This window comes from Synechococcus sp. RSCCF101 (genome assembly GCF_008807075.1).
In the GTDB taxonomy this organism is placed as follows: Bacteria; Cyanobacteriota; Cyanobacteriia; order PCC-6307; family Cyanobiaceae; genus RSCCF101.
Genome location: NZ_CP035632.1, coordinates 1,203,724 through 1,222,332 on the forward strand (window position 1 = coordinate 1,203,724; position 18,609 = coordinate 1,222,332).

At 69.2% G+C, this 18,609-nt stretch carries 17 protein-coding genes and 1 pseudogene; 4 read left to right on the forward strand and 14 right to left on the reverse strand.

Going from position 1 to position 18,609, the window contains the following annotated elements; translation table 11 throughout:
• Positions 1-246: 246 nt before the first annotated feature.
• On the reverse strand, positions 247-1,596 hold the full coding sequence (locus tag EVJ50_RS05980; protein ID WP_150882927.1) for an ATP-binding protein: 1,350 nt from the start codon (positions 1,594-1,596) through the stop codon (positions 247-249).
• Positions 1,597-2,321: pseudogene (locus EVJ50_RS05985) on the reverse strand (response regulator).
• Between the two features lie 192 nt (positions 2,322-2,513).
• Here EVJ50_RS05985 and EVJ50_RS05990 point away from each other — a divergent pair.
• On the forward strand, positions 2,514-2,990 hold the full coding sequence (locus tag EVJ50_RS05990; protein WP_191964885.1) for an EF-hand domain-containing protein: 477 nt from the start codon (positions 2,514-2,516) through the stop codon (positions 2,988-2,990).
• Here the strand turns inward: EVJ50_RS05990 and EVJ50_RS05995 are convergent.
• From EVJ50_RS05995 to EVJ50_RS06010, 4 genes are read right to left on the reverse strand one after another with little or no spacing between them, the layout of a single operon-like run.
• On the reverse strand, positions 2,972-3,352 hold the full coding sequence (locus EVJ50_RS05995; protein ID WP_150882931.1) for a hypothetical protein: 381 nt from the start codon (positions 3,350-3,352) through the stop codon (positions 2,972-2,974). The genes EVJ50_RS05990 and EVJ50_RS05995 overlap by 19 nt on opposite strands.
• Before the next feature lie 18 nt (positions 3,353-3,370).
• Positions 3,371-3,631, reverse strand: a complete 261-nt coding sequence (locus EVJ50_RS06000; protein WP_150882933.1) for a hypothetical protein — start codon at positions 3,629-3,631, stop codon at positions 3,371-3,373.
• 27 nt (positions 3,632-3,658) lie between these two features.
• A complete protein-coding gene (locus tag EVJ50_RS06005; protein ID WP_150882935.1) occupies positions 3,659-4,306 on the reverse strand; it encodes a DUF4335 domain-containing protein in 648 nt (215 codons plus the stop codon).
• A gap of 25 nt (positions 4,307-4,331) precedes the next feature.
• Positions 4,332-4,871: a DUF3038 domain-containing protein gene (locus tag EVJ50_RS06010; RefSeq protein ID WP_150882937.1), complete on the reverse strand. Its 540-nt coding sequence runs from the start codon at positions 4,869-4,871 to the stop codon at positions 4,332-4,334.
• A 41-nt stretch (positions 4,872-4,912) separates the two neighbouring features.
• On the opposite strand from EVJ50_RS06010, the gene EVJ50_RS06015 reads away from it, so the two are divergent.
• The gene (locus EVJ50_RS06015; protein WP_150882939.1) at positions 4,913-5,479 is read left to right on the forward strand and encodes an adenine phosphoribosyltransferase; all 567 of its coding nucleotides are present in this window, start codon (positions 4,913-4,915) and stop codon (positions 5,477-5,479) included.
• Positions 5,480-5,488: 9 nt separating this feature from the next.
• Here EVJ50_RS06015 and EVJ50_RS14545 read toward each other — a convergent pair whose 3' ends face one another.
• The 6 genes from EVJ50_RS14545 to EVJ50_RS06045 all read right to left on the reverse strand — a co-directional run bounded on the left by EVJ50_RS14545 (position 5,489) and on the right by EVJ50_RS06045 (position 11,788).
• Positions 5,489-5,659 (reverse strand): DUF2949 domain-containing protein, encoded by a 171-nt coding sequence (locus EVJ50_RS14545; protein WP_225323169.1) that lies wholly within the window; start codon positions 5,657-5,659, stop codon positions 5,489-5,491.
• Positions 5,583-6,890, reverse strand: a complete 1,308-nt coding sequence (locus tag EVJ50_RS06025) for an FAD-dependent monooxygenase (RefSeq protein WP_150882943.1) — start codon at positions 6,888-6,890, stop codon at positions 5,583-5,585. Before EVJ50_RS06025 ends, EVJ50_RS14545 begins: the two co-directional genes overlap by 77 nt.
• A 71-nt stretch (positions 6,891-6,961) precedes the next feature.
• Positions 6,962-7,216, reverse strand: a complete 255-nt coding sequence (locus EVJ50_RS06030) for a high light inducible protein (protein WP_150882945.1) — start codon at positions 7,214-7,216, stop codon at positions 6,962-6,964.
• 69 nt (positions 7,217-7,285) lie between these two features.
• Entirely contained in the window at positions 7,286-7,948 is a 663-nt protein-coding gene (locus EVJ50_RS06035; protein WP_150882947.1) for a hypothetical protein, read from the reverse strand.
• A gap of 22 nt (positions 7,949-7,970) precedes the next feature.
• Positions 7,971-8,819, reverse strand: coding sequence for a 4-hydroxy-tetrahydrodipicolinate reductase (gene dapB / locus EVJ50_RS06040; protein WP_150882949.1), 849 nt, complete (start codon positions 8,817-8,819; stop codon positions 7,971-7,973).
• A 26-nt stretch (positions 8,820-8,845) separates the two neighbouring features.
• Positions 8,846-11,788, reverse strand: a complete 2,943-nt coding sequence (locus EVJ50_RS06045; protein ID WP_150882951.1) for an HD-GYP domain-containing protein — start codon at positions 11,786-11,788, stop codon at positions 8,846-8,848.
• 99 nt (positions 11,789-11,887) lie between these two features.
• Here EVJ50_RS06045 and EVJ50_RS06050 point away from each other — a divergent pair, with 99 nt between their 5' ends.
• Entirely contained in the window at positions 11,888-15,904 is a 4,017-nt protein-coding gene (locus EVJ50_RS06050; protein WP_150882953.1) for a magnesium chelatase subunit H, read from the forward strand.
• Between the two features lie 143 nt (positions 15,905-16,047).
• On the forward strand, positions 16,048-17,142 hold the full coding sequence (locus EVJ50_RS06055) for a hypothetical protein (RefSeq protein WP_150882955.1): 1,095 nt from the start codon (positions 16,048-16,050) through the stop codon (positions 17,140-17,142).
• 226 nt (positions 17,143-17,368) lie between these two features.
• On the opposite strand, the gene EVJ50_RS14550 is transcribed toward EVJ50_RS06055, so the two are convergent.
• Together EVJ50_RS14550 and EVJ50_RS06060 are read right to left on the reverse strand one after the other, a co-directional pair.
• The gene (locus EVJ50_RS14550; RefSeq protein ID WP_191964887.1) at positions 17,369-17,542 is read right to left on the reverse strand and encodes a hypothetical protein; all 174 of its coding nucleotides are present in this window, start codon (positions 17,540-17,542) and stop codon (positions 17,369-17,371) included.
• A gap of 264 nt (positions 17,543-17,806) precedes the next feature.
• On the reverse strand, positions 17,807-18,484 hold the full coding sequence (locus EVJ50_RS06060; protein WP_150882957.1) for a response regulator transcription factor: 678 nt from the start codon (positions 18,482-18,484) through the stop codon (positions 17,807-17,809).
• Between the last annotated feature and the right edge of the window lie 125 nt (positions 18,485-18,609).

Below are 18,609 nucleotides of genomic sequence, written 5' to 3' on the forward strand. Positions count from 1 at the left end.
CCGGCCTTGATCTTGCCGGCCTTGGCCTTGCCCTTGCCGCTGAGCTTCAGCTTCTTCTTTCCCTTGCCCTTGGCCGCCGGCCAGAGGGAGGGCGCTCCGGTGCTGTCCGAGGCAACCGCCTCTGCCTTCCGGTCCTTCCTGTCGTGCTTGCTTCCCATCGCCGCCTCGGCCCACGCTGATGCCTCTGTCATGGCGACGACGGCGCGTCCGCGCCACAAACGGACACGTTCTGCACATGTGGGGGACTCAGGTGGGTCCAGCAGAAGCCAGGGAGCGCCCCACCAGGGCAACCGCAAAGCGCCCATCGGCGCCGGGCTGCTGGAGCCGGCGCAGCTCACCGCCGTGCCAGCGGGCCACCCGTGCCGCGATGGCCATGCCCAGACCGCAATGGCCCTGTCCGCCCCGGGCCTGGTCGAGACGCTGAAAGGGCTGCAGGGCACGCTCCCAGGCCTCGGCGGAGATGCCCTCGCCCTGATCCCACACCTGAATGGCGAAGCCGCCCTCCTCCCCCTCGATGAGCCGCACGACCACCGGTGGTGTGCCGTGGGCAAGGGCGTTGTCCACCAGATTGGCCACCGCCCGGGCCATGGCGATGGGCTGCACCCGGGCGGTGAGCGCCCGCAGCTCGAGGCGCACGGCCCCGGGGTCGTGCTGGGCCAGGGCCTCGGCCAGCAGGGCGTCGAGCGGCACCTCCACCGCCGCCTCGTGCTCACCGCCACCGGCGAAGAGCAGGAACTGGGAGGTGATGCGCTCGAGCGCATCCAGATCGCGCTCACCCCTCTCGCGGATCTCGGCCACCCGGTCCGCACCGCTGACCGGTGCCGCCAGCAGGGAGAGCCGGAAGCGGAGACGGGTGATCGGGCTGCGGAGGTCGTGGGCGATGCCGGCGAGCATGGTGGCCCGCTCCTGCTGAGTCGCCTCCAGCCGGGCCAGCATGGCGTTGAAGTGGCGGGTGAGGCGGCGCACATCGGGAGCACCCGTTTCCTCCACGGCCGGCTGCCGGCCGGAGCGCCCCACCCGTCCGAGCGCCCGCTCCAGCGCGCGCAGGGGCTGCTCCACCTCCAACAGCAGGAACGCGGCACCGCTGATGGTGGCACCGCTGACCAGGGCCAGGCTCAGCAGGAGCGGCGCCGGCGGCCAGCTGACCGGTGAGCGCAGGGCGGCGAAGAGCCACACCGGCTCCAGCGGCGAGATCAGCTCGATCCACACCCCCCGCTCGGGCCCCTGCGCCATCTGGATCGCCGGGCAGTGGGACAGGCGGCGGCAGAGCTCCCCCTGCAGGGCCAGGCCCTGCCGCCGCAGAGAGGCCGGGCCGGCCCGGGGATTGAGGATGCTGCGTGCCATGCCACCCGGAACGGGCTGCACGATCAGCCGGAGTCCGGTGAGTTCGGAGACCAGGGGGGGAGGGAAGCGCTCCAGCGCCAGTTCGCTGAGCCGGACGGTCAGAGCGAGTCCGCGGCCGAGCTGGGCGGTCTGGAGACGCTCGATCTGCTGGGCGAACACCTGCTGGAACACGAGCAGGCTGGCCAGGGAACTGCCGGCGAAAGCCCCGATCAGCCGGCCCAGCAGCAGCCATCGCCAGGGCAGCCGGCTCATTCAGCGCGAACGGGGTGTCCCATCGGGAACGAACACATAGCCGTAGCCCCACACGGTCTGCAGATAGCGGGGACGACTCGGATCCGGCTCGATCAGCCGCCGCACCCGCGAGACCTGCACATCCATGCTGCGGGTGTCGGTCTCACTCTCCGGGCCCCGGGCGAGCTCGATCAGGCGCTCGCGCGACAGGGGGCGGTGGGGATGCTGCACGAATGCCGCCAGCAGGCTGAATTCACCGCAGGTGATCGTCACGGTCTCGCCGGAGCGCTCCAGGGTGCGGGCGGCCAGATCGAGCACGTTCTCCCCGAAGAGCACCTTCTCACCCTCCGCCAGGGGGCTGCCGGGGGGAGGGGGGCGCGGCGGCGGAGCACCGCCTCGATCCGGGCCGTGAGCTCCCTCGGCAGGAAGGGCTTGGCCAGGTAGTCATCAGCCCCCTGCTCGAGACCGATGATGCGGTCCACCGCCTCACCCTTGGCGGTGAGCATCACCACCGGAAGATCGTCCCCCTGATCGCGCAGCCGTCGCAGCAGGGTCAGCCCATCCTCGCCCGGCATCATCAGATCCAGCACCACCAGATCGGGCCGCTGGAACTCGAGCCTGGCCATCAATTGACGGCCGTCGCTCAGGGCCCGGACCTCGTAGCCCTGATCGAGCAGATAGGTGTTCACCATCTGGCGCAGATCGGGGTCATCATCAACGACCCAGATGGTGGAGGGCTTGCCCATGGCCGTGTCAGGCAGCGACTGGCCCGACTGTATGGATCGCAGCGGCCTCGAACCCAGGAATTGGGATCGGGTCACAGCTGCAGCCGCTCGGGACACACCTCAGTCATGGCGACGGCGTCAGGCTGTGCCCGAACGCTGCGGGGGCCGGTGTCGTTGATGTCAGTCTCGCCACGGAGGCCGGTTGCGGCGATCTTGGCTCTGCCGGCGCTGCTGACCTTCGCCCTCGCGGCGCCACCGGTGCTGCGGGCCGATGGCCTCTCCGGCCAGGCGGTGCAGGGGGTGAGCAGCTACCGGGAGCGACTGCGGCAGCTGTTCCAGCGCTATGACCGCAACGGGGATGGACGGCTGGATGCCGGCGAGGTGAACGGCCATCCCTACCTGCAGCGCCAGCTCAGGCGCCGACGGCCCGCCCGCAACCACCTGGTGCGCAGCGATCTGATGCCGGCCCAGCGCACGGTGCTGGGAGAGCGGCTGCGGCAGCGCTTCCGGGAGGCCGACCGCAACGGTGATGGCCGCCTGAACCGCAACGAGGCCGGCACCATCCCGTGGCTGCTGCAGCGCTTCCGCATCGCCGACATCGACGCGGATGCGGGCATCACCCTGCGGGAGATCTGGATCCTGCAGCGGGCCCTCAGCCCGAGGCCGACGCCTCAGGGCCGCCGGGACTGAAACGGCGAGAGCAGAACCCGGCCGAACCGCACCAGGCCGGCCACGATCAGCAGCAGCGCCATCACGGCCAGACCCACCATCAGCAGCATGCCGGCGAGAGACAGCACCGAGCGGGCCAGCAGCGCCAGGCCAGCGATCAACTCATCGATCACCTCGCTGATCACCAGCAGCACATCGAGATCCCGGGGCACCCGCACCAGCGCCAGCAGCAGCCCCACCCCTGCGGCCACCAGCAGGGCCGGCTCCGTCAGCCGTCGCCAGAGGGGCTTGAGCCGACGCCGACGCGGGGCCGGGCCGCGCGACGACCCGCGTTTCACCAGCCTCATGCGCGGACCCGTCACATCCCCCTCCCATGTGGGCATGGTGCGGGACGCGTCAAGTCAGGGTGTGCCGCCGACCTCATCCAGCCGGTGACCGGCACGGCGCATCCAGCGCTCGAACTCGATCAGCACCAGTTCGTTCGGGCACTCCACCAGGGAGAGGCCCTCCACCGTGCAGTCGCCACTGCCGCCGTGATGGAGGGAAATGTGGAAGTCGGGCCCGCTCAGACCGCAGACCTCAGGATCGCTGCGGACCACCACATCGAGATGGGCACCCAGACGGGCGACCCGTCGACGCAGCTCCGACCAGCTCATCGTCATCGACGGATCCCGGACACAGCGTCGCCATCATCCTCCCTCCGGTCCGGCCTCTGCCGCGGAATCCCCCGACTCGCCGCCGGCTTCCGGCACCGGCGTCTCGAGCGTCGGTGCGGGCGGCTCAGTGGACCGGGGCAGAGGGACGACCAGGGCGAGGGCCGCCACCGCCACGGCGCTGCCCACCCCGAAGACCGGGGCACTGAGCCGCTGACGCAGCGGCACGCGTTCCTGCAGCTCACGCCGGGGCAGCGGGCGGTCGGCCTCGAGCGGGAAGGTCACCTTCAGCTGCGGGTCCAGACGCATGGCGTCGAGGCAGCGCACCAGATCGGCCAGTTCGCCGTCATCGATGCTCAGGCTGAGCGGATCGGTCCCCTCGACGCTGCTGCGCAGCAGCAGCTCATGGCCGGGTGCCGCCGGGGCGATGCTCACCGGGGCGTCAGCGCCGCCCCGGGGCAGGGCCACACCGCTGAGCAGATGGCGCGCATAGGGCAGCACCACGCTGGTCAGGGCCTGCAGATGCTCGCGGCGCCCCTCGAGCTGCGGGCGTCCCACCAGCTCCAGCGTCCAGCCGGTCACGATGCCGATGGTCTCGGCGGCCTGGTCGGAGGAGACATCGGGAACGCCGCTCACGACCAGACGGACGGCCGCTTGCTCGTAGCGACGGGAGCGCTGGATCACGACCGGAACAGAGGGGGTGGAGAGGTCAGGGTGCCGAGTCAAGCAGGCTGGCCCGCAGGCGCGGCACGCCGGCATTTCCGGCCACCAGGGCGAGGGTGAGGATCAGCTGCCGCTCAAGCTCGCGGGCCCGATCCGGGGCCAGGAGGCGCTGCACGCCGCTGCGACGAAGGTTCATGCGCTCATGCAGCAGATCCTGAAGGCGGCTGTGGAAGAGGGTCCAGCGATGGGCGTTCACCTCCGCCGGTTCCGCCCCCGACAGCAGCTGCCGCAGAAGGGGGTAGAGCCGTTCCGCCATGGCGCAGACCAGATGGATCAGAGCCTCGCAGTCCCGGGCGGGCAGGCCGCCGCGGCGGGTTGCCCGGCGCAGCGGGTTGTGGCAGCGGCGCGACCAGAGGGCGACCCGGTCCGGCAGCAGTTCGCCGTAGCCCAGCTGCCGGCACATCCAGACCATCGCCTCGCCGCCGTTGAGATCGAGCGCCTCCTCCGCCAGCAGCAGCAGATCGAGCCGTTCCAGGCCCCGTCGCCCCAGCTTCGCGTCCGCCGGTGCGGCAATCGTCTGACTCATGGCTGCGATGATGCCAGCGCCACAGGCCTTCCGTCACGCCCATGTCCGCAGCAGGCCGCCCCGGCGAGACAGAGGCCGGGGCGATTCCGGTGGACCTGCGCTCCCTGGTGGCGGAGATCCCGGATTTCCCCAAGCCCGGCATCCTCTTCCGCGACATCAATCCCCTGCTGCGCCATCCGCGGGGCTGGCAGGAGGCGATGCGGCAGCTGTCCGGGGTGTGCGAGCGCCTGCAACCGGACCTGATCGTGGGGATCGAATCGCGCGGCTTCATCGTGGGCATGGCACTGGCCACGAGCCGATCTCTGGGCTTCGTTCCGGTGCGCAAGCCGGGCAAGCTGCCTGGCGCCGTGCTGGGGGTGGAGTACGAGCTGGAGTACGGCAGCGACCGGCTGGAAATCCCCTGTGATGCCCTCAGCGGATCGAGCCGCGTGCTGGTGGTGGATGACCTGCTGGCCACGGGCGGCACCGCCGCGGCCAGCGCCCGGCTGGTGGAGCAGGCCGGCGGCCGGGTGTGCGGCTTCGCCTTCCTGGTGGAGCTCGCCGGGCTGGCCGGACGCCGGCAGCTGCCGGACGGCGCCCCGGTGGAGTCGCTGATCGTCTACGGCTGAACCCCAGGCTCAGGGCTGGCGGTCCTGCCACTCGAGCACGGCCTCGAGCTGATCGATGGAGAGCAGGCCGAAGCGCCAAAGCACCACCGGCAGCGGGGCCTGCTCAAGGGCGGCCTGCCGCATCCCCAGCTGCAAGGCGTTGTCGCTGATGCCCAGACGCTGCTGCAGAAAGCGCAGCAGGGCCTGAGGCGGCATGGGCTGGGGCGTGGTGCTGAAGATCACGGCGGCCCGGGAGCAGACCCGGTAGTCCGAGCTCCATCATGGCCAGGGCGAGCCGACGCAGGGCGGATTGCTGCCGCAGCAGCGCCAGCGCCAGGCGCCGCAGCGGCAGCAGCAGCGGCTGGCGGTTGGAGAACAGCCGCACCAGCAGATCGGTGCTGAGAAGGGTGAGCAGCAGATCGAGCCGACGCCGCAGGGCGTAGCGACTGGGGATGGCGGCGGCCCGCAATCGTCCGGCCCTGGCCAGGGCCGCGAGGCGATGGATCGTGGCCACATCCCGCCAGCAGAGATTGAGCCCCTGCCCCCCGACGGGGTGGCAGCGGTGGGCCGCCTCCCCCACCAGCAGCATCCGACCCCGGCTGAGCCTGGGCGCCAGACCGATGCCCACCGGGAAGGCCCTGGGCTGATCGCGCAGGCCCTCGGGCTCCAGGCCTCCGGGCAGCACGGCCGCCAGCGCATCAAGGAAGGCGGAAGGCGAGAGGTCCGTCAGGCGTTCGGCGCGCTCTTTGCCGCAGCTCCAGACCACCTGGGCCCAGCCCCGCTCCAGCGGCAACACGGCCAGCGGCCCCTCCGGACGGAAGCACTCCCAGGCGCAGCCGGAGGTTGGAGCGCCATGGCCCTGACTCAGGGCCACCGTGGCCGTGACGCACGACTGGCCGTAGCGGTGCTCCCACCAGGGCAGCCGGGCCTGCCGCCGCAGACCCGATCGGGGTCCATCACAGGCGAGCACCAGATCAGGCGCCGGTCCCGGCGACTCGAAAGGTCCATCCACACCGAGCTGGAGCGAGACCGAAGCGGCCGCGGACAGCCGCTCAAGCAGCAAGGCCATGAGGGGCCGGTGGCCGAGGATCCAGCCGATGGCGGCGGCTTCGGCCGGGAGGTCGTCGAGACCGAAGAGCACGTGCCTGGCAGCAGCCCGGTCCTCGAGCTGCAGCCGCTGGAAGGGACTCAGGTTGGGGCGGAGCCCAGCCCAGAGGCCTAGCTGCTGCAGCAGGATCCGGCTGGACTGACTGATGGCGTAGGCCCGCTCGCGCGCGAGCAGGGCCGATGGATCGAGCCGGTCGCGCAGCTCCACGATCCAGCCGGCGTCAGCCAGGGCCAGCGCAGCCAGGGCACCGGTGGGTCCGGCTCCGATGACCCGTGCCCGCAGCTCTCTGCTGGTGGCCGTGCTGTGCTGACGGTTGCGTCCCATGAACAAACCCTGGCGGGTCTCGCCAGGGTTCAGGCTGGCGCAGCGGCTGGCTGCGCCGTGAGCAGAGGCACTCAGCCGATGCCGAGCAGGCCGCGGGTGAAGGCCTCACCGCCGAGGGCGAACTCGGTGGCCAGGAGGGCGATGAAGCCGAGCATGGCCATGCGGCCGTTGAGCTTCTCGGCACGCTCGTGGAAGCCCCAGCCACGCTCGGGGCTCACCACCTCCATGCGGGGCTCGGTGGCGAAGGCGTTGAGGCGGCCGCCGTCTTCGGTGGTGACGGTGGCACCGCGGATGCTGGCGGGAGCGGCGGGGGTGGCCTGGGTCATGGTCTTCTCCGGAACTGAACGAACTGTAACCGATTATTTCGGTTTGTAAAGCGCCTCTTGCTCCGGGGCTCAGCGGCGCCTCCGGCTGCGGCCCAGGCGCCGCTCGCACAACTCCTCGAACAGCGGCCGGATCAGGTAGGGGTACTCGCCCACCCAGTCGCGGGTCTGGGGCAGCCAGGCATCGCTGATGGCCCCGATGCGGCGGAAGTCCTTGTACTCGCTCAGCACCAGGGCACGCACCACCATGCCCGGACGCAACTGCTGATGCTTCTTCTCCATTGGGAAGCGGAGCTGGCCCAGGTAGCCGTCCTCATCCTCCAGATCGAGGCAGAGCCAGGTGCGGCGATTCTCCACCAGCTCGAGGCTGCCGCGGCGGTCCACCTTCTCCTGCCGCCCCTCGACCCGCTCCCGGGTGTGGAGATCGGCGATGCGCCCCTCGAACAGAGCGGCCTGCGGGTAGCGACGCAGCTGCGCGTTGCGCTGGCCGCCCTCGAGGATCGGCCCCCAGAGCATGTACAGCAGAAACACGAAGCCGACGATCAGCCAGGCGGGACCCCAGCGGCTGTTGAGCTGGCTCTGGGAAATCAGCAGGGAGATCACCCCGCCGATAGCGGCGATCAGCAGGCGCTGCAGCACCGCGCGGGGGTTGCCGCTGCAGACCTTGAACTGCGGTCCGGAGGCCACGGCGGGAATCAGCCGCTGCATCTCGGCGGCCGGGATGGGGATCAGCACCGGAGGCGACAGGCAGCGGTCATCACAGCAGGCGCTCGAGGCCGTAGACCAGCCCGCCGAGCTCGCGGACCCGCCGCACCGTGTGCAGCACGCCGGGCATGTAGGCGGACCGCTCGATCGTGTCGTGGCGGAGGGTGTAGGTCTCCCCGGCCGCGCCGAACATCACCTCCTGGTGGGCCACCAGCCCGGGCAGGCGCACCGAGTGGAGCCTGAGGCCGCTCTCACGCCGTCCGCCCCGGCAGCCCGGCAGGGATTCATGCTCCTCCACCTGGGGCGCGTTGAAGGTCTTGCCCAGCTCCTCCATCAGCTCCGCAGTCTTCACGCAGGTGCCGCTGGGGGCATCGGCCTTGCGGTTGTGGTGCAGCTCGGTGAGCTCGGCGAAGTCGTAGAAGCGGGCCGCCGCGGCGGCCGCCTGCTGCAGCAGCACCATGCCCACCGAGAAGTTGGGGATCACCGCTCCCCCCATGGAGGCCTTCTGGGAGAAGGTGGCCAGATCCGCCAGCTGCTCAGGCGTGAGCCCGGTGGTGCCGATCACCGGATGCACCCCGTAGGCGATGGCGGCCCGGGTGTGCTCGTAGACGACGGAGGGATGGGTGAAGTCCACCAGCACGGCCGCTCCGCCCCGACGCGCCTCCTGAGAGGCCTGACAGAGGCTGCCCTCGAAATCGCTGCTCAGCGCCACCCCGAGCTCCTCCAGGCCGAGGGCCAGACCCACGTCCTGCCCCTCGGAGCCGGCTCCGGTGTCGATGGCGCCGGCCAGGCTGCAGTCGGCGGCGCTGACCACCGCCTTCACCACCTCCGCCCCCATGCGCCCGAGGGCTCCGGCCACCACCACGGGGATGGGCTGGGAGCCGGGATCGGTCGGGGGCATCCGCTGGAGCGCTGGGGGGTCTCAGCCTATGGAGCCACGGCCACCGAACCAGCCGGATCGCTCAGGCCCTCCAGCAGGCCGGACTCGTCCACCGCATCGAGCTGGGCGGGGTCGAGAAAGCGCCGGCAGTAGTCCGCCGCCACACCCGAGCGCACGAACAGGGCGAAGAGCTCGGGATCGAGATGGCCGCGCCGCACCATGCCCGCCATGATCCCCAGCGATTCCGAGAGGGTCTTGGCGCTCTTGTAGGGACGATCGGGGGCGGTGAGGGCCTCGAAGATGTCGGCGATCGCCATGCTGCGGGCCACCGGGCTCATGGCGGCGGCCTGCAGCCCGCGCGGGTAGCCCGTTCCGTCCATGCGTTCGTGGTGGCCGCCGGCCAGCTCCGGCACCTCCGCCAGGTGATCGGGGAAGGGCAGGGCCGAGAGCATCTTGATGGTGAGCACGATGTGCTCATTGATCGTGTAGCGCTCCTCCTCGGTGAGGGTGCCGGCCGATACGCAGAGGTTGTGCAGCTCGCCGTGATCGGCCTTGAGCTCGGGCACCGCCATCCGGAAGCCCCAGGGGTTGCCGGGAGGAAGCTGCTCGGCGGGAGGGCGGGCGATCCGGTGGCGCGGGCGGTCCGCCAGCAGGGGCTCCTGCACCGGCAGGGCCGGTGCAGGCTCCAGATCGCGCTGCAGACGTTCATCGCGGCTGAGGCCCAGACGGTCGTCGAGGGTGCGGGTCCAGCGGCGGCGGGCGATGCGGCGCAGCCGCTCGGCATCCTCGGGCGCCATCCGTTCAGCTCCCAGATTGCAGCGGGCCACGAAGGCGAACTCCTCATCGAGGTGGGCCAGGTCTTCGGCCAGGCGCCGCTGGGAAACCTCGCCTCCGTCCGGCTCGCCGCCTCCTCCGCCGGCGGCGGCCCGGTCGCGCCAGTGGGCGATGCAGCGCTCGGCCTTGAGCAGCTCGAAGCGCATCCGCACCTCATGGATGCGGTCGTAGGGCATCTGCAGCTTGGTGGCCTTCTCCACCACCGCATCGGGTGTGGAGACCTTGCCGCAGTCGTGCAACCAGGAGGCCAGATGCACCGCCTCCCACTCCCGCGCGGTGAGATCGAAGCCGGCGAGGGAGCCCTCCCGGCTGCGGCAGGCGGCCTGCACCAGCGCCTCGGTCAGCTCGGGCACCCGGCGGCAGTGGCCACCGGTGTGGGGGCTCTTGGCATCGATGGCATCCGCCAGCAGCTGGATGAAGGCATCGAAGAGGCGCTTCTGGTCATCGAGGAGCTTGCGGGTCTCCAGCGCGGTGGCGGCCGAACCCGACAGGGCCTCGCAGAAGGCGATCAGGGGCTGCTCCGGCGGCTCGATGAACCAGAGCACCAGCAGACCGAGCGGGCGCTGGTCGCGGTTGAGCAGCGGCAGCAGTAGGCCGCAACGGGCATCCTCCGGGGCGGACGCCGCCAGCTGCTCCTCCAGAACACCGCCGCCGGCAGCCGGCGGCAGATCGAGCAGGCCGCGCGGGATCGGCTCGAGACCCCCCGGGGGCAGAGCGATCGCGGCGGCCTCAGCATCCGTACCCTCCGCTCCGGCGGCGCAGTGCAGGCGGCCCTCCTGGCGATCCACCCTGTACATCCGTCCGGACCTCGCCCTGGTCTCCGTCACGGCGTCATCGAGCAACTGCTGCAGCAGAGCGGTCACGTCCGGCTCGCAGGCCAGGGATTCGGAAGCAGCAAGAAAGCGTCGGATGCTGTCCTCCATGCGGGCCAGAGTGACCTGCAGTTCGTCCACCTCTGCGATGAGGCTCGCTGCCGGAGCGTCGGCGGTGAACTCGAACGCTCGGATGCGCCGGGCACGGCGGCTGAGGTCACGCAACGACCGGCCAAAGCGACGCGCCAGGGGCACCATCAGCAACGCCCCGATCAGCACCAGAGCGGTGCTCAGACCGGCCAGGCGATGCAGCAGAGCACGGGGTTCGGCCAGCAGCTCACCCTCCGGAATGGCCAGAACAACCACGGGTCCTCCGGCACTGAGCGGATCGGGGAGCTCCAGAGCATCGGCCCACCAGACCTGCCCATCCACCCGCAGCCGGGTGAGAGGGCCCTCGCCGCGTCTGGACAGCGGACCGAGCCTGGAGAGCACCGGATCCGGCAGGGAGGCCAGAGACGGCAGCAAAACGCTCGTGACCGGGCCCGCGCTGGATGCCATCACCCCGCCATCGCTCAGCACCGCGATGCGGGTTCCGGGGGTGATGCGCAAACGCTCCAGTCGCTCGTAGATGCCCTGAAAGGCAATCGAGGCGCCCACCAACTCGTCGCCACCCGGCAGCGTCTTCACAACGGCTTCACCGATGCCGGGAAACAGGGGGAGCTCGTACGGCCCCATCACCTCAAGCCGGCCGTCGGCATCCCAGCGGCGACGCTCGAGGTCGAGAAGGGCTTCCGAGGCGGCAAGCGTCTCGCGGCGACAGGGCAGCTCGGAGAAGGCGATCGAGTCCTCGACCGGAATCACGGTGAAGCGGCAGCTCCAGCCCCCGGCCGTGCGCTCGGCCCGCAGCACGCCGACCAGGGGCTCGTACGGGACCGACGCAACGCTGACGTCGTCAACCCGGAGCGGATTGACGAGCGCCAGGTAGCTCCCGTCGGCGGACCTGCGGAAGTAGCTGTAGGTGGTTTGCTCAGGCCCGAGGAAGAGGGCGGCGAACTCCCTCTGGGCGTCTTCGGACTGATCCTCGACGCCCCTCAGCAGCGCCTCGTTGGTCACGAACCAGTCAAGACCAAGGCCCACGCGGCGACTGGACAGCTGAGTCGAAAGCTGCTGACGCACCGACTGCACCAGGGCATCCAGGCGCTCATCAGTGCTGCGGCGCAGGATGGCGCTCGCGCCGCTGTACGCGAGCCCCAGAAGAGCCCCGCCGCCCACCAGCACCACGGGCATCAGAACGCCCAGCAGGGCGGCGACGAAGGGGAGGCTGCGGCGGCGGGAGGCGGGCACGGGCAGGCGGTGACACCCCTTTGTTACGCCTGTTTCAGGCCGCCGGCATCAACGGGGACTGACCCGTAATCTGCTTCACATTGCTCAACAGGGTCGCTGATGTTCACTCAGGTCCGCTCCGCCAGCCGCCGAGTCAGCCCTGGAGTGGATCCCCGCAGCAGCGATGGGCAGGCCCGCCGCGTGCTGCGGGTGGTGTACGTGGTGCTCGAACCCCAGTACCAGAACGCCCTCACCCAGGCCGCGACGGGTCTCAACGAAGCGGACGGGCCGCTGGCGGTGGATCTGTGCGGCTACCTGATCGAGGAGCTGCGCGATGCGGACAACTACGCCGATTTCTGCCGCGATGTGAGCGAGGCCGATGTGTTCATCGCCTCGTTGATCTTCATCGAGGATCTGGCCCAGAAGGTCGTCGATGCGGTGGCCCCGCACCGCGAGCGGCTCAAGGCAGCGGTGGTCTTCCCCTCCATGCCGGAGGTGATGCGCCTGAACAAGCTGGGCAGCTTCTCGATGGCCCAGCTGGGCCAGAGCAAGAGCGCCATCGCCAGCTTCATGAAGAAGCGGAAGGAGGCCGGCGGCGCCGGCTTCCAGGACGCGATGCTCAAGCTGCTCAACACCCTGCCCACGGTGTTGAAGTACCTGCCAGTGGAGAAGGCCCAGGACGCCCGCTCCTTCATGCTCAGCTTCCAGTACTGGCTGGGCGGCACACCGGAAAATCTGCGCAACTTCCTGCTGATGCTGGCGGAGAAGTACGTGTTCCCCGGTGCCGAGGGCGACGCCCCCACGCTCGCGGTGGCCGATCCGGTGGTGTTCCCGGATCTCGGCATCTGGCACCCTCTGGCGCCGGCGATGTTCGAGGACATCCGGGAATACCTGAACTGGACGAGCAGCCGCAGCGACCTGCCCGAGGCGGCGCAGCGGGGCCCCGTGATCGGCCTGGTGCTGCAGCGCAGCCACATCGTCACCGGCGATGAGGCCCATTACGTGGCCGTGATCCAGGAGCTGGAGTACCGCGGCGCCAGGGTGATCCCGGTGTTCTGCGGCGGCCTCGACTTCTCCAGGCCGGTCAACAGCTTCTTCTACGACCCGCTCAATCCGGAGCAGCCGCTGGTGGACGGGGTGGTGAGCCTCACCGGCTTCGCTCTGGTGGGCGGCCCGGCCCGGCAGGACCATCCGCGGGCAATCGAGGCGCTGAAGCGCCTGAACCGGCCCTACATGGTGGCGCTGCCGCTGGTGTTCCAGACCACCCGCGAATGGGAGGACAGCGACCTGGGCCTGCACCCGGTGCAGGTGGCGCTGCAGATCGCCATCCCCGAACTCGATGGGGCGATCGAACCGATCGTGCTCAGCGGCCGCGACGATGCCACCGGCAAGGCCCACACCCTGCAGGACCGGGTGGAGGCGATCGCCGAGCGGGCGATCCGCTGGTCATCGCTGCGGCTGAAGCCGCGGCTGCAGAAGAAGCTGGCGATCACCGTCTTCAGCTTCCCGCCCGACAAGGGCAATGTCGGCACCGCCGCCTACCTCGACGTGTTCGGCTCGATCCATCGGGTGCTGGAGGAGCTGCGCCGCCGCGGCTACGACGTGCAGGACGTGCCCCGCACCCCGAAGGGCCTGATGGAGGCCGTGCTCAAGGACCCCGAGGCGATGGAGGGCGCGCCGGAACTGGCCATCGCCCACCGCATGAGCGTGAGTGAATACGAGCGCCTCACCCCCTACTCCGAGCGGCTGGAGGAGAACTGGGGCAAACCGCCCGGCCAGCTCAACAGCGACGGCCAGAACCTGCTCATCTACGGCCGCCACTTCGGCAACGTGTTCATCGGCGTGCAGCCCACCTTCGGCTACGAGGGCGATCCGATGCGGCTGCTCTACTCCCGCAGCGCCAGCCCCCACCACGGCTTCGCCGCCTATTACACGTATCTGGAGAAGATCTGGAACGCCGATGCGGTGCTCCATTTCGGCACCCATGGCTCGCTCGAGTTCATGCCCGGCAAGCAGATGGGCATGAGTGAGACCTGTTACCCCGATTCCCTGATCGGCAGCCTGCCCAATCTCTATTACTACGCCGCCAACAACCCCTCCGAGGCCACCATCGCCAAGCGGCGCGGCTATGCCTCCACCATCAGCTACCTCACCCCGCCGGCCGAGAACGCCGGCCTCTACAAGGGCCTGAAGGAGCTGGGGGAACTGGTGGGCTCCTATCAGCAGCTGCGCGAGGGCGGCCGCGGTGTGCCGATCGTGAACGCGATCGTGGAAACGGCCCGCCAGTGCAATCTCGACAAGGACGTGGCCCTGCCGGATCAGGACGCCGGCGCGCTGAATCTCGAGGCCCGCGATGCGGTGGTGGGCGCGGTGTACCGCCAGCTGATGGAGATCGAGAGCCGGCTGCTGCCCTGCGGTCTGCACACCATCGGCAAGCCGCCCACGGCCGAGGAGGCGATCGCCACGCTGGTCAGCATCGCCGCCCTCGAACGCGAGGAGGAGGGCATCCGCTCCCTGCCGGGTCTGCTGGCGGAAGCCGTTGGCCGCCGGATCGAGGATGTGTACGCCGGCAACGACGCCGGCCACCTGGCCGATGTGGCGCTCAACCAGCGCATCACCGAGACCAGTCGCGCCGCCGTGGGCGCCATGGTGCGCTCCCTCACCGGCCTCGACGGGCGGGTCAACCTGCGCGGCAACTTCGGCTGGCTGGTGGATGCCCTCTCCCGCTTCGGCATGAAGCTGCCCTCCCCCTGGCTGCGGGCCTGCTGCGGAGCGGGCTTCGCCCAGGTGGACAGCAAGGCGCTCGACGGCCTGTTCGCCTATCTGCGCTTCTGCCTGGAGCAAGTCTGCGCCGACATGGAGATGGAGAGCCTGCTGCGGGCCCTCGATGGCGAATACGTGCTGCCCGGCCCGGGCGGCGATCCGATCCGCAATCCGGGCGTGCTGCCCAGCGGCAAGAACATCCACGCCCTCGACCCCCAGGCGATCCCCACCCGGGCCGCCGTGGCCGCCGCCAAGGGAGTGGTGGACAAGCTGCTGGAACGGCAGCGCGAGGATGAGGGCCGCTGGCCCGAGACCATCGCCTGTGTGCTCTGGGGCACGGACAACATCAAGACCTACGGCGAATCGCTGGCCCAGATCCTCTGGTTCATCGGCGTGCGGCCCCTGGCCGATTCCTTGGGCCGGGTCAACCGGCTCGAGCTGATCCCATTGGAGGAGCTGGGCCGGCCGAGGGTGGATGTGGTGGTGAACTGCTCGGGCGTGTTCCGCGATCTGTTCATCAACCAGATGGCCCTGATCGATCAGGGCGTGAAGATGGCCGCCGAGGCGGACGAGCCGCTGGAAAGCAACTTCGTGCGCAAGCACAGCCTCGAGCAGGCCGAGCAGCAGGGCACCACGGTGCGGGAGGCGGCAAGCCGGGTGTTCAGCAACGCCAGCGGCAGCTACAGCTCGAATGTGAATCTGGCGGTGGAGAACTCCAGCTGGGAGGAGGAGAGCGATCTGCAGGACATGTACCTCTCGCGCAAGAGCTTCGCCTTCAACGCCGACAACCCGGGCGAGATGAATCAGAAGCGCGAGGTGTTCGAAGCCACCATGAAAACGGCCGATGTCACCTTCCAGAACCTTGATTCGGCCGAGATCTCACTCACCGATGTGAGCCACTACTTCGATTCCGATCCCACCAAGCTGATCCAGAGCCTGCGCGACGACGGCCGCGCTCCCTCCAGCTTCATCGCCGACACCACCACCGCCAACGCCCAGGTCCGCTCCCTCAGCGAAACCATCCGCCTCGACTCGCGCACCAAGCTGCTCAACCCCAAGTGGTACGAGGGCATGCTCGATTCTGGCTACGAGGGCGTGCGCGAAGTGGCCAAGCGGCTCAATTTCACCCTCGGCTGGAGCGCCACCTCGGGCCAGGTCGACAACTTCGTCTACGAGGAGGCCAACGACACCTTCATCAACGATGAAACGATGCGTCAGCGGCTGCTGGAGCTCAATCCCAACAGCTTCCGCCGCATGGTGGGCACCCTGCTGGAGGTGCACGGCCGGGGCTACTGGGAGACGAGCGATGAGAACATCGAACGCCTGCAGCAGATCTATCAGGACGTGGAGGATCGCATCGAAGGAGTGAAGTGAGCCCCGGCCAAGACGGCCACCCCTGAGCATCGGCGAGCCTCCCGTGCCGATGCTCACACTGTCCATCCAGATATGGAGTCAAGGGTTAGACTCCGGCCGCTTCTTCACGCCATGGGCAGCGCCAGTTCGCCCTGCGTTCCGACATGACATCCAGCCCCGCCGCCAGCTCTGAATCCGCAGCGTCCGCTGGCGGCTCCGGTCTGACCATCGGGGGCAACCTCGTCATCCGGTTGAAGGAGTCGAGCATCCCGGTGCGGGTGCTGCCCGACTGTCCCTTCTGGGGCGCCACGGTGCGCTGCTACGACCTGACCTCGATCGGCGCCGGCATCCGGCCGGCCGAGGCTGATGCCTGTGCGGTGCTCGGCCTGGATCCGGAGTATGTGAACGAGGCCCGCCGCAACCCCGGTGGTGACAATGGCCAGCGTCTCAGCCGGTTGCAGTACGACCACAGCTCACTGATCGCGGTCGACGAAGGCGATCGGGTCAACCACTGCATCAGCGAAGCCAACTGGATGGTGCTGCACAAGCTCGCCTCCGAGCTGGCCAGCGAGCGCAGCGCCGCGATCCGCCAGGCCAACACCGAGGCGCTGCTCACGATGGATCTTGCGCTGCTGCGCCAGCGCGATGACAAGCTCGAGTTCCGCGTGGCGGTGGATCACAACCGTGCCCTGATGGCGAAGCATCACGGGGACGAGCTGTTCGACGATCCCGCCCTCAAGCAGCACTACAAGCAGATGGAGGCCTCCGGCCTCAGTGCGATCCACCGCTGTCTGTTCGGCATGGACGAACGTCAGATCCTGGTGTATCTGCAGGCCCCCGGCCACGACGTGCCGGTGATCGCCGATCGCCTCTCCACCCACGACTTCCTCGGTGCGGACGACCGCCAGCGGGTCTTCGGTCTCCAGCAGGCGGTGGCCCGCAATCTGCAGAAGGTCACCAGCTACCAGGCTGACCTGCCGGCCTTCGTGGCGTCGATCCACCAACGCTTCGTCAGTCTGGACGACACCTACGCCACCCGAGCACCCCTGAAGCAGAAGGCCAGCATCGCCCTGGCCGTCGTGGGAGGACCTCAGCTCATCACCCCATTGAATGGTGGAGAGCCAGCCTCACAACCAGACGCGCCTGAATCAGCCGAAGCCGATGCACCCGAGGTGATCAAGGAGGTGAAGGTCAACATGGGGGGGCTCGACGCCTTCCGCAAACTCCAGGAGCGTCACAACCAATCCGGCGAGGACTGAGCCGGGCCGGGCCATGCCTGCCGACACCGTGACGTTCGTTGGCCCTGCCCGCGGCATCGCCTCGCAGCGGTGATAGTGTCGATCTGGCCCGGTCGGCCCGATGGTGACGGCCCACCAGAGCACCGGAAACGAGAGCATGAGTGAGACTCCAGCCGCAACGCAGGAGATGTGCCGAACCACATCCACTGTGGTTCGCGCCGACTGGGGGCCCTGGCTCGAATCCAGCTCAAAACAGCTGGCACCGCTGATCGCTGCCACCTACGTCCTGGGCTTCATGGCCGGTGAAGCGATTCACCACCTCAATGACCTCCTTGCCGGGGTCCGGGCCGGGGCTCCAGAGCCCCGGCCCGGTCCGCCGGCGGCCGGTGCAGCGCCAGCGGGTCAGCGAAGCGCTCAGCACCAACCGGGTTGGGCTAGCGGGGCAAGAACCGTCTCCGGGAGGCTGGCTGTTCCCGGACAAACCTCGTCCAACTCTGGCAGAGGCGCGCGTCCCGGCAGGCTCACCGTGGCGGCATCTGCATCGGGTCCAGTCTCTGCCGGATCCCAGCTCCCTGCGGACGCAAGCAGCAACGAGCAGGAGCAGCACGCCTCGAAGGTCTATCTGCACGCGATCAGCCCGGGAGAACTGATGAAAATGGCAGACCATGCCCGCGTCTCCCAGTGATCACTGGAGCATGTAGCCCACACCGCGAACGGTGTGGATGAGGGGCGCAAGCTCGGGGCGCTCGAGCTTCTTGCGCAGATAGCGGATGTACACCTCCAGAAGGTTCGGATCGCCGAAGAAGTTGTCTCCCCAGACGGCGTGGAGGATCTGCAGACGTTCCTGCACCTGTCCCTGATGGCGCATCAAGTGAAGCAACAGGTCGTATTCCTTCACGGTGAGCTTCACCAGCCTGCCGGCTCTGTTCACCACGCGTGAGGCCGTGTTGATGGTGAGGTCTCTGCAGCGCAGGTCATCACCGGCGACATCGCGCTGACCCATGCGGGATCGGCGGCTCCAGACCCGCAGGCGAGCCAGCAGTTCCTCGAAGGCAAACGGGCGCGCCAGCACATCATCCGCACCGGCATTGAGATAGCCCACCCGTTCGGATACCTCGGCTCCGCGAGCCAGGCAGATCAACGGCGTAGGCAGGCCACGCTCACGCACCTGCTGCAGCAGATCCACCACATCCTGCTGGTGCGCTGGGGAGTCGCGTCCAGGCACGTTGATCAGGGCCGCAAAGGGGCGTCGCTGCTGGAGCAGATCCGGGAGATCCACTGGAGTCGGCACTTCCAGAACCGACCAGTGGGATGCCTCGAGGGTCTTGAGCAGCAACACGCCCTCGTCAGCCTCTCCCGGCAACACAGCGAGGGGCTGGCTTGGCTCAGCCGCGGGAGGAGGTGCAGCCAATGCTGAAGAAGGCACGGCTCCATGGTCGCAAAAAAGGGCCGCCCTCCGGGCGGCCCTGCTGATCCGGAGGAGCGGCC

Excerpts from the sequence above, each read along its gene's own strand:
- EVJ50_RS05980 (WP_150882927.1), bottom strand. The coding sequence starts at position 1,596 with ATGAGCCGGCTGCCCTGGCGATGGCTGCTGCTGGGCCGGCTGATCGGG.
- EVJ50_RS05995 (WP_150882931.1), bottom strand. The coding sequence starts at position 3,352 with ATGCCCACATGGGAGGGGGATGTGACGGGTCCGCGCATGAGGCTGGTG.
- EVJ50_RS06000 (WP_150882933.1), bottom strand. The coding sequence starts at position 3,631 with ATGACGATGAGCTGGTCGGAGCTGCGTCGACGGGTCGCCCGTCTGGGT.
- EVJ50_RS06010 (WP_150882937.1), bottom strand. The coding sequence starts at position 4,871 with ATGAGTCAGACGATTGCCGCACCGGCGGACGCGAAGCTGGGGCGACGG.
- EVJ50_RS06015 (WP_150882939.1), top strand. The coding sequence starts at position 4,913 with ATGTCCGCAGCAGGCCGCCCCGGCGAGACAGAGGCCGGGGCGATTCCG.
- EVJ50_RS06025 (WP_150882943.1), bottom strand. The coding sequence starts at position 6,890 with ATGGGACGCAACCGTCAGCACAGCACGGCCACCAGCAGAGAGCTGCGG.
- EVJ50_RS06030 (WP_150882945.1), bottom strand. The coding sequence starts at position 7,216 with ATGACCCAGGCCACCCCCGCCGCTCCCGCCAGCATCCGCGGTGCCACC.
- dapB (WP_150882949.1), bottom strand. The coding sequence starts at position 8,819 with ATGCCCCCGACCGATCCCGGCTCCCAGCCCATCCCCGTGGTGGTGGCC.
- EVJ50_RS06050 (WP_150882953.1), top strand. The coding sequence starts at position 11,888 with ATGTTCACTCAGGTCCGCTCCGCCAGCCGCCGAGTCAGCCCTGGAGTG.
- EVJ50_RS06055 (WP_150882955.1), top strand. The coding sequence starts at position 16,048 with ATGACATCCAGCCCCGCCGCCAGCTCTGAATCCGCAGCGTCCGCTGGC.